Genomic DNA, 10,671 nt, shown 5'->3' on the forward strand with positions numbered 1-10,671 from the left:
CGAAACCCTCCTTCAGCCACCTTCGCGTGGCTGTGTGTTGAAACCCGCCCCTTTTGAGTTGTTGAGATAGCATCCGCTCAGCCACCTTCGCGTGGCTGTGTGTTGAAACGATATATCCGTCATACATTAGATTTTGCTGCGATTTCAGCCACCTTCGCGTGGCTGTGTGTTGAAACCGTCAAAAGACATCGGAACCGCGCCGCCGCCCTGCTCAGCCACCTTCGCGTGGCTGTGTGTTGAAACCAAACTGTTGAGAATATGAGCTAACACCATCAACAGTCAGCCACCTTCGCGTGGCTGTGTGTTGAAACGATGTGGTCGACGACACTTTGCGCGGCTCGCACGCTCAGCCACCTTCGCGTGGCTGTGTGTTGAAACCGACTGGTACGGTATGAAGCGTTATACCGTCGAAATCAGCCACCTTCGCGTGGCTGTGTGTTGAAACGCTTTGGGTGGCGTTGCGCATCAAATTTGCCGTTATCAGCCACCTTCGCGTGGCTGTGTGTTGAAACTCGTAGTAATGATAATTGGCTAGCCGACTATAAATCAGTCAGCCACCTTCGCGTGGCTGTGTGTTGAAACGTTTAAACCGCCGCCAATACAAACGACGCCATAATCAGCCACCTTCGCGTGGCTGTGTGTTGAAACTCTTGGCTCAAACCGTTTTTGTTGGGGCATGTTTTCAGCCACCTTCGCGTGGCTGTGTGTTGAAACGGTTTTGGCGCGGTAGCCGTCGTACTTGTCGAGATCAGCCACCTTTGCGTGGCTGTGTGTTGAAACGGAAAATGCACTCACGAATATGCAGGAATGGCAGAATCAGCCACCTTCGCGTGGCTGTGTGTTGAAACAATTAGCTTTTCAATCAAACCATCAAACATGCGGGCCAGCCGCCTTCAGGCGGCTGTGTGTTGAAACATTCATTGTTTTATTACGGTTATGCGGATTCTGACCAGCCGCCTTCAGGCGGCTGTGTGTTGAAACCGCATCAACAAAAACAGCGGTGTATTGGTGCTTTGTCAGCCACCTTCGAGTGGCCGTGTATTAAACCTTCTCAAAACACAACAGGCCGTCTGAAATGTTCAGACGGCCTGTTGTTATTTCAAACGCCTTAATCAAATACGTTTCGCCAACGCTTCGGCTTTGCCCACATACAGCGCGGGTGTTAAAGCCAGCAGCTGCTGTTTGGCATCGGTGGGGATGTCCAGCGATTCGACAAACACTTTCAGCACTTCGGGCGTGATGCCGTCTTTGCCGCGGGTGAGGTCTTTCAGTTTTTCATACGGATTGGCCACGCCGTAGCGACGCATCACGGTTTGAATCGGTTCGGCCAAGAGTTCCCAAGTGGCATCCAAGTCGGCGGCTAAGGCGGCGGGATTGGCTTCGAGTTTGTTCAGGCCGCGCAGGTGGGCGGTCAAGCCCAGCACGGTGTAGCCTGCGCCCACGCCCATGTTGCGCAGCACGGTGCTGTCGGTGAGGTCGCGCTGCCAGCGGGACACGGGCAGTTTTTCCGAAAGGAAGCCCAACACGGCGTTGGCCATGCCCAAGTTGCCTTCGGAGTTTTCAAAGTCGATGGGGTTGACTTTGTGCGGCATGGTGGAGCTGCCTACTTCGCCCGCTTTGACTTTTTGTTTGAAGTAGCCGAGGGAGATGTAGCCCCATACGTCGCGGTTGAAGTCGATTAAGATGGTGTTGATGCGGCTGAGGGTTTGGAAGAACTCGGCCATGTAGTCGTGCGGCTCGATTTGGATGGTGTAGGGGTTGAAGGTGAGGCCCAATGCCTGCTCGACGAAGGTTTGGCAGTGTGCTTCCCAATCCACATCGGGGTAGGCGACCATGTGGGCGTTGTAGTTGCCGACGGCGCCGTTGATTTTGCCTAAAAATTCTTGTGCGGCAAGCTGTTTGATTTGGCGTTGCAGGCGGTAAACGACGTTGGCGATTTCTTTACCCAAGGTGGATGGCGTGGCGGGTTGCCCGTGGGTGCGGCTCATCATCGGCACGGCGGCCAAGTCGTGTGCCATTTCGGTGAGCTTGGCGGTGATTTCGGCCAGCTTCGGCAGCAACACGGCTTCGCGTGCTTCTTGCAGCATCAGGGCGTGGGAAAGGTTGTTGATGTCTTCGCTGGTGCAGGCGAAGTGGATGAATTCGCCGGCGGCGGCAACTTCGGGCACGCCTGAAAAACGCTCTTTCAACCAGTATTCGATGGCTTTCACGTCGTGGTTGGTGGTGGCTTCGATGGCTTTTACGGCGGCGGCATCTTCCAGCGAAAATTCGGCAATCACACGGTCGATTTCGGCAACGGTGAAGTCGCTGAATGCGGGCACTTCGGTGATTTTGGGTTCGGCGGCCAGAGCTTTGAGCCAGTTCAGCTCAACTTTCACACGGGCTTTCATCAGGCCGTATTCGGAGAAGATGGGGCGCAGGGCTTCTACGGATTGGGCGTAGCGGCCGTCGAGCGGGGAAAGGGCGGAAATGGGGTTGATCATAGCGGATTCCTGTCTGTTGTCGGTGCACAGCCGTTATGCGGCTTGGGGATTGAAACCGGCGGCAATTATACATCAAAGCGGCTTTTCAGACGGCATGCTTATAGGTGGGGCGGGCATCACTGTATGCGGTTGCGCCGTTGTGTATCGCTTTATCACGCCTTACCTGCCATACAAGGCGGGCAAGGGCTGGCCGGCTTAATATATTGGGGGAAAAGATCTCAGGCCGTCTGAAAAAGTGCTTTCAGACGGCCTGCCGGTGTTTAATCGAAACGTATGCTGTATTTGACCTCGCCTCCCCACGAGAGGCTGCCTACGCGGGCTACGGCCTGAATGGCGCGGGTAAGCTGGTAAACCAGTTTCACCGATTGGGTGGTGCTGTTGATGCCGTATTCGTAGCCCAAGTAGAGATTGTTGGTGAGCTGTTTGCCTACGGTAAGCACCTGTTCGGCGGCGTTGAGTTCGCCGGTTTGGGCGTTGCGGCTGCGTTTGCTGGTAAAGCCGAAGTCGTCAACCAAGCCGAGTTTGTCGTTGACGCGGCCTGCGAGAAATGCACCGGCGGCGGCGGAAAGGGCGGCTTCGTCGCTGTCGCTGCCGCTGCTGGCGCGGTTGAGAATCAACCACGACAATTTGTCTTTTTCACTCATGGCTTCGTTAGTTACGAGTGAAATGCGCGGGTTGTTGAGGCTGCCGAGCACTTCTACACCGGCGCCGACGGCAGACAAGCGGCGTTCGGCGCGGATGTTGAGGTTGGGAGAGGTCAGCGGGCCGACGAAGGAAATTTGGCCTTTGGTGATGTCGAGGTCTTGACCGTAGGCTTTGTAGCGGCCTTTGATCACGTTAACCGTGCCTACGCCCTGAACGGCTTCTCCCGGTTTGGCGGTCAGGTTGAGTTGGCCGCCTAGGGTAACGTCTAAACCTTCGCCGGTAAAGCGCAGGTTGTTGTTGAGGTCTAGCACGAGATTCATGCTGATGGGCGTGGGTGTGGTTTTTGGTTTTTCTACCTCGCCCAGCACCACCACGTCTTCATCCAGAGTGGGCATGCCGGATTTTTGAAGCCCGAAGCGGCCCGAGTCTGCCTTAAGTGCGCCGGTTAGGATAATGCCGTTGGCTTCGGTATAGAGCATTTTGGCATTGCCGCTGAGGGTCAGGCGGCGGTTGGCTTTGTCGAGCGCATGGTATTGGTTGAATAAGATGTCGACATTAACATTGGGTTCGGCGTTGTTTAGGCCGACCGTGCCTTTCAGTTCGACGGTGCCGCCACGGTGGAAGCGCAGGCTGTCGATCAGCCACGATTGGCCTTGAATGCGCGAGCGCAATACGCCGTGATCGAGTATCAAACCCAAATCTTGATTGCGGTAATAAAGGTCGTTGCCGTTGAGCGCACCGTTAAATTGCGGTTGGCCGACACGCCCGCCTATGGTGGCTACGCCTTCCAAATTGCCGCGCAGGGTTTGACCCACGGGCAGGAAGTTGCGGAATGCTTCGAGATTGGGCGCACCGATGCTGATTTTGCCGTTGATGGGCGCGAGTTTGATGTCGTTACCAAACTGCTGGCTGATCACGACGTTGCCGTTGATGTTGCCGTAGCCGGTAACGCCGTCGAGCTTGCTGTCGATACGGCCGTTTTGGAAGGTGGTGTTGAGCGACAATGCGCCCAAACCGAGCATCTGTTTGCGGTAGGGCAGTTCTACGTCGCCGCTTTGGCGGCGGATGTTGAGATAGCCGCGGGCGTTTTGGCTGTACGACAAATCCCAGTCGCCTGCCAAAACGAGATTGTGTTTCACGGGCGGGGTGTAGAAATTATGCAGTTGCGACATATCGAGATTGACGGCGTTGCCTTTGGTGGTGATGCCGCTTCTCTTGTCCCAAACAAAGTTTTCCATATTCAGGCTGCCGCCCATAGCCGCCCAGCGTGCCGCACTCATCACAACGCGTTCGGTGCCGGCCTCAAGGTTCATGCGGTTTTGCAGCTTGAGGTTGAATGCACCGCCGATATCCAGCACGCTGAGCGTGCCTTTCCATTGTTGTTTGTTGTCTAAGCCGCCGTTGGCATCGACGGCAAGGGTGTAGGGTTTGCCGCCCAGTGACATATTGCCGCCGCCGCGGATGCGGTGGCTCAAACCCGTGCCGTTAACCGATAAATCAACGGCATCGATCACGGTGGGCGAACCGCCGCCGAGTATGCTGATGCGGTTGCCTTTGAGTTCGACGTTTAAGGGGCGGCTGTAATCGGGCGAGCCTTGCAGTTTGAAGTTGAGGTCGTTGATTTGTACGGCATCGGCAACGCGCAGGCTGCGGGCTTGTCCGACCAGATCGGCTTCGAGTTTGGCGGGGTCGCCGGCAATATAGCCTTTGGCGGTTACCAATCCGCTTAATCCGAAACCGAAGCGGCTCAAATCGGGGGCGTTGATGTCCACGTTCAGGCGGTCGCCTTGTTTGCCGAAGCTGCCGTTGGTTTTGATGCTGTTGTTACCCAACAGGATATCGGCCACGGCGCGCGAGAGATGGGCTTTTTCATAAACGACATCGGCGCTGCCTTTGAGCGGTACGCCGGAAAGGGTGCTGGGGCCGAACTGCATTTTGCCGCTGTATTTTTGATGGGTGATTTCGCCGTTTACGTTGATGGTGCCGTTCACGCTTCCGGTGGGAAATTGTGCGTTCAGTTTGCCGGGGTTGAAGTTTTTGCTGACAACGTCGAGTTTGAGTGCTTGGTTTTTAAACAGCTCCAGCGAACCTGTGGCGTTGATTTCGCCGCCGTTTTCGGGCCGGACGCGCACTTGTTTGAATTGCAGGGTTTGTTGGCCGTTGCGGGTGTCGGTGTGCATTTGGATGAGGCCGTCTGAAAGGGCGTTACCCGTGTTCAGTTGCCAGCCGGTTTCCAAGTTGTTGAATGCACCGCCCACTTTAATGGTGCCGTTTAATTTGCCGTCGAGTTTTTGTTTGACCACGTCGGCGGCGGTGATGTCGTGCAGGGAGGCGGCGAGGGCAAGCTCTTGTTTGGCGGTATCGATGGTGCCGGCCAGCCCTACGGTGCCTTTGTTCATCAGTTGGGCTTCGGTATCTTGAATGCGGATCAGTCCTTCATCGTTGATGGTAAAGCCCGACAGCAGCTTGCGTACCGGAATGCCTTGGGCATCGGCGGGTGCGGCTGCGCTGTTGAGCAAGTCTATCGAACCTTCCAAACCGATGCCTTTTTCAAAAGAAGGCACGATGGTGGCGTCAAATTCGAGTTTGGCCTTGGGCAGCGAGGGCAAAAACGCGCTCGGGTTGATGTTGAAGCCTTTTACCTGCACGAGTTTGATTTTGTCGTTCAGTTTGGTGGCGAAAGGATGCAGCACGGATGTGGCGTGCAGGCGCACGTTGTCGCCGTCGATGCGGATATCGGTTTCAACGTCTTGCAGGCTGCCCCAAAAGCGTGTGGCGGCAACGGCGTGTTCGTTATCCAATGTGCCGCTGCCGTTGATAACGGCCTGAATGGGGAAGGGGCTGTTCACGCCCAAGGATGCGTTGCCCGAAGCTTGGTTCCACGGGGTTTGTATGTCGGTAAGTTTCAGGCTGTGCAGATGGTGGTCGTAACCGTATGAAGCCAGCAGATGGTTGAGATACACCGTTTGTTTGTCGGCACGCGGGCCTACGCTGATTTTGCCGGTTTCCAGTTTGTCCACCAGCACTTCCAGCGGCAGGCTCACGCTTTTAGGCAGCCCTTGCGGCGGTTGTTTTTCTTTCGGCGGAGTGGGTTTGGTAACAATGCTGATGTCGCCCGCGATGATCTGGCGGATATGCAGTTTTTTCTGTTTGAGTTCTTGCGGCTGCCAGTCGAATGTCAAGGCGCTGATTTCTACGTCGGCACCTTCGGTTTCGATGCGCCAGCCGTCGCCGGTAAAGCCTTCCCATATAGTGCCTTTGAGGTTTTTCGATTGGATGTTGACGCCGAACCACGACGGAATGTTATACAGGCCGTAACGCAGGCCGGATTCGGTGCTTACCAGCCATACTGCCGCGCCGAATAGGGCGGTAAGCAGAAACAATACCACGGCAAACAGCACGGCCAGAATTTTGAGCCATTTTCTTTTTGCGGGCTTTTTTTCAGACGGCCCCGTGCCGGCAGCATCTGCGGCAGGTGCTGCCGGCGGGGTTTGCACGGTGTGTTCGTTATCCTTATGGTTTGTCATGTTGTTTCAACCTGTGTGCATCTCGGATCGGGCAGGTGCGGTAGGGAGATGTTCTGCCGTCGCTTATGTTCAATAGCTTGCGTGATAAAGGTGTGGCCGTCTGAAAAACGGTTTCAGACGGCCTTGAAGGGGCGGTTTAAAAACGTGTGCCCAAGCTGATGTGCCAGCGTATTTTTTTGTCTTGGTGGCCGTAGGCAATGTCGAAAGAGAACGGTGCTACGGGGCTGAACCAGCGTACACCCAAGCCGGTGCCGTGTTTCAGGTTCATTTTTTTGAAATTTAAAGCAGCGTCGCCCATATCGTGGAATACCGCCGCCGAAAAACTCTTGTTGATCGGGTATTGGTATTCGAGGCTGGCTACTGCTAAAGCACGTTCGGGCAGCACCGAATTGTTCGGCCCCTGCAAGCCGATGCTGTCGAGTTCGTAACCGCGGATCGACGTGGCGCCGCCGGTACGGAAACGCAGGGTAGAAGGAACTTCCTGATCTTCACGCGCATAAACATAACCCAATTGGCCGCGCACGATAAACGTGCCTATTTTTTTGTTTTCGGGCGTGAAGTAATAACCGGCATTGGCGCGTGCCCGAGCCATAGTGGTGGAAGACAGCAACGAACCGATGGTCGAGCCGATTTTGCCGTCGAGATAATAGCCGTTTTCCGGGCGGAGCAGGGTAGTCATTTCCTGCCGCTTCCAAGAAGCCGTTACCATTGTGGCATGGCTGCGGCCCAAGTCGTAGTTCGTATCGGGAACGCGGCTGCTTTCGGTCAGATATTCGATACCGATGCGCGATTCGATATTGTTGCGGTCACGCACACGCCAAATGCCGCTGCTTAAAGCGTGCTTTTCAAGATTTTGCGTGGTTGAGCGGGTGTAAGAAACATTAGAAGTCAGGTAATGCCCGTTGCTTTTCCTCGGTTGGCTGATACCAGCGGCCACCGTTGTTTCATATTTGTCGGTGTCCACCACAAAAGAACCGATATAGCCGCGGTTAAACAGGTTGTAATAGTCGTAGCCGATGCGCCCGCCCAAGCCGTATTCGGAATCATAACGCACGCCTGCTTCAACCTTGTGCCGTTTCACTTCCGAAACCGCCACTTTCACCGGTACCCTGTCGTCTTGAAGATTATCGAAATCAGCCTGTACCGAAGCACCCGAATAATGCCCGTCCTGTTCCAAAGCCTGTTGGTAATCGAGAAGCTGGTCTAAGTCGTAAGGCGAACCGGGCTGAAACTTAGCCATGCCGCGCACTACGCTTTCGGGATAACGTTTCGTGCCGCTGATTTGGATGTCGCCGAAATAAATGGGGCGGTTGCTTTCAACAACCACATTGAGATCGGCAGTATTGTTGTAAGGATTAATCGTAGCTTGCGAATGCGACAGTTTGGCCAGCGGGTATTTTTTGCGCGTTACCGCAGACAACACCGATGTTTTGCTGCTGCTCCAGTTGTTTTGATCAAACGGGTCTTCCACCGGCAATGCCCAGTTTTCCAAAGCCGTTTTGTAGTATTGCGCCAAATCGCCGTCTTGCAGCACATCACCCACAATGGCCACACCTACGTTGTCTACTTTAGTACGCGGGCCGGTCGTTACGTTCACCCGATAACCTTCGCCCGCAGGCTCTACCGTTACTTTACCGTTAAAATAGCCTTTGGTTTTCAACATTGTGATCACGTTTTCAGGCGTTTCTTCGGCAAGAAATCCCAATTGTTCCTTATCCAACTCCTCTTCTTCCTGCTGGGCGATCAAAGGCAGATGCTCTTCGAGCATTGCTTTGACCTCTTTATCGTTCACGTTAATACGAATCGGATATTTTACCGGCAGCTTTTTTCCACCGCTTTCTTCAATCTGTTCTTTCCGCTCCTTTTTGATAGGCACATAGTCTTCCGGAGCCGGCGTGTAAGCGAAAGCTTGGGAGCAGGCGAGCGAAAGAGTGGGCAATAACAGCTTAACGGTGTGTTTCTTCATATAAACTTCAAACCAATTTAATTTGATAAACGTGCCGGTATAGACGAGAAGCGATTTTAGCATTTTTTATAGTGTTCGGCAGTTGGTACAACCTTGGTAAAACCCGCTCCGAAGATGAATAAGCATTTATCGGGGCAGTAAATTTTACAGATTTTCCGAAAACTGCAAATTCACAAACGAAAATGCGCCGAAAACACAAACAGCTTGTAAAATGCGTGAAAAACAAAGTTTCATTATTTCTGTTTGCGTAAATTTCAAATAATGCGGCAAAGAAAAATGTGAAAAATTTAATGCTGCTATCCATTCAAAGCGTTTTATTTTAGAATGTTAGCTATTCTTAACCTTTATATTATAAGGATGCATCGTGGCAAGTGGAAATCCGGTTATTGATGCCGTTAATCGCGTCAGTTTGGTTCAGCAGATTATTATCGGGCTGGTTTTGGGTGTCGCACTGGCTTGGTTGTCTCCCGGTGCTGGTTTGGCAGCCGGATTGCTGGGAACGCTGTTTGTCGGTGCATTGAAAGCAGTTGCACCGGTGTTGGTGTTTGTTTTGGTCATGAGTGCCATCGCCAGCCATCAAAGAGGCAACGAAGCCTATATCAAGCCGATTATTACACTGTATGCCATCGGCACTTTCACAGCCGCACTTTGTGCCGTAATCGCCAGTTTTCTGTTTCCCACCGAAATCGTATTGGTCAACGCCAGTGATGTTGCCGCTACACCGCCTTCCGGCATTAAAGAAGTAATGAAAACCCTGCTGCTGAACTTGGTGGTCAATCCGGTTAACGCCATTGCCAATGCCAACTATATAGGCATTTTGGCTTGGGGTTTGGTTTTGGGTTTTGCTCTGCGTCATGCCTCCGAGCAAACGCGGATGATGATTGCAGATTTTGCGGATGCAGTTTCAAAAGTAGTCAAATGGGTTATCCGTTTTGCACCTTTGGGTATTTTCGGTCTGGTGGCGTCTACCATAGCAGAAACAGGTTTTGATGCGCTAATAGGGTATGCGCAACTGCTGGCAGTATTGCTTGGTTGTATGCTGTTTATTGCATTGGTGATTAATCCCTTAATCGTGTGGTGGAAAATCCGCCGCAACCCCTATCCGCTCGTTCTTACCTGCCTGCGTGAAAGCGGTGTGACGGCTTTCTTTACCCGTTCGTCTGCCGCCAACATTCCGGTTAACATGTCTTTAGCGAAAAAACTGGGTTTGCACGAAGATACTTATTCTATTTCTATTCCCTTAGGCGCTACCATCAATATGGCAGGAGCAGCCATTACCATTACAGTATTGGCTATGGCAGCCGCGCATACGCAAGGTATCCAAGTTGATTTTGTCACAGCCCTCCTCTTGAGTTTGGTTGCAACAGTTAGTGCGGCAGGAGCTTCGGGTGTTGCTGGCGGATCGTTGCTGCTGATTCCATTAGCCTGCAATTTGTTCGGCATTTCAAATGATGTAGCTATGCAAGTAGTTGCAGTAGGTTTCATTATTGGAGTAGTTCAAGATTCTGCTGAAACTGCATTGAATTCTTCGACAGACGTTCTGTTTACAGCGGCTGCAGACTATGGCAGGCAAAGAGAAAATGGTGTGTATTAAAATATCGGTTCTATAAAAACATAAAGTAGGCCGTCAAGCGGCCATAACTCAACCGTGCCGTCTGAAAGAAACTTTTTCAGACGGCACGGTTGTATTTTGTCCGGTTGTATTTTGTATGTGAAGTAGGGTTTTGGTGTATTGATGTAGGGTTTTGTTGTCGGTTTGTCGGTTTGGCTGTTACGGGGTGTAAAATAAAAACCGATAAGAAACATCGTGATGAGTGATTTGGTGCAAATAATTGCATTTTTGGTGTTGACGGGTTGGGTTTGGGGTGTGTATAGTTCGGTTTCTTCGCTGCTGAGACGGCGGATTTAAGTTCTTTAACAACACAGATTACCGATAAGTGTGAGTGTCTTAGGCCTCACACTGCGACAAAAACAGACGAGACAAGATTATATCATTGTCAGTCGGTTTCTTTGAAGCAGACCAGAAGTTAAAAAGTTAGAGATTGAACAT

The 10,671-nt window shown here is 52.5% G+C and carries 4 protein-coding genes and 1 CRISPR repeat array (1 of these 5 cut by a window edge); of the genes, 1 reads left to right on the top strand and 3 read right to left on the bottom strand.

All coding sequences use genetic code 11. From position 1 onward, the window contains the following. Window positions 1-1,048: a CRISPR direct-repeat array (repeat unit 32 nt; unit sequence TCAGCCACCTTCGCGTGGCTGTGTGTTGAAAC) (it extends 189 nt beyond the left edge of the window). Between the two features lie 64 nt (window positions 1,049-1,112). The 3 genes from purB to AKG43_RS06835 all read right to left on the bottom strand — a co-directional run bounded on the left by purB (window position 1,113) and on the right by AKG43_RS06835 (window position 8,621). Then, window positions 1,113-2,483, bottom strand: a complete 1,371-nt coding sequence (gene purB, locus AKG43_RS06825; RefSeq protein WP_054599818.1) for an adenylosuccinate lyase — start codon at window positions 2,481-2,483, stop codon at window positions 1,113-1,115. Between the two features lie 260 nt (window positions 2,484-2,743). Further along, window positions 2,744-6,655 (bottom strand): translocation/assembly module TamB domain-containing protein, encoded by a 3,912-nt coding sequence (locus tag AKG43_RS06830; protein ID WP_054599819.1) that lies wholly within the window; start codon window positions 6,653-6,655, stop codon window positions 2,744-2,746. A gap of 136 nt (window positions 6,656-6,791) precedes the next feature. Further along, window positions 6,792-8,621 (bottom strand): autotransporter assembly complex family protein, encoded by a 1,830-nt coding sequence (locus AKG43_RS06835; protein WP_054599825.1) that lies wholly within the window; start codon window positions 8,619-8,621, stop codon window positions 6,792-6,794. Window positions 8,622-8,985: 364 nt separating this feature from the next. Between AKG43_RS06835 and sstT the strand changes: the two genes are divergently transcribed. Next, window positions 8,986-10,215 (top strand): serine/threonine transporter SstT, encoded by a 1,230-nt coding sequence (gene sstT / locus AKG43_RS06840; RefSeq protein WP_054599820.1) that lies wholly within the window; start codon window positions 8,986-8,988, stop codon window positions 10,213-10,215. Window positions 10,216-10,671: the final 456 nt, after the last annotated feature.

The sequence above is a fragment of the Neisseria sp. 74A18 genome, from assembly GCF_001308005.1.
Taxonomy (GTDB): Bacteria; Pseudomonadota; Gammaproteobacteria; order Burkholderiales; family Neisseriaceae; genus Neisseria; species Neisseria dumasiana.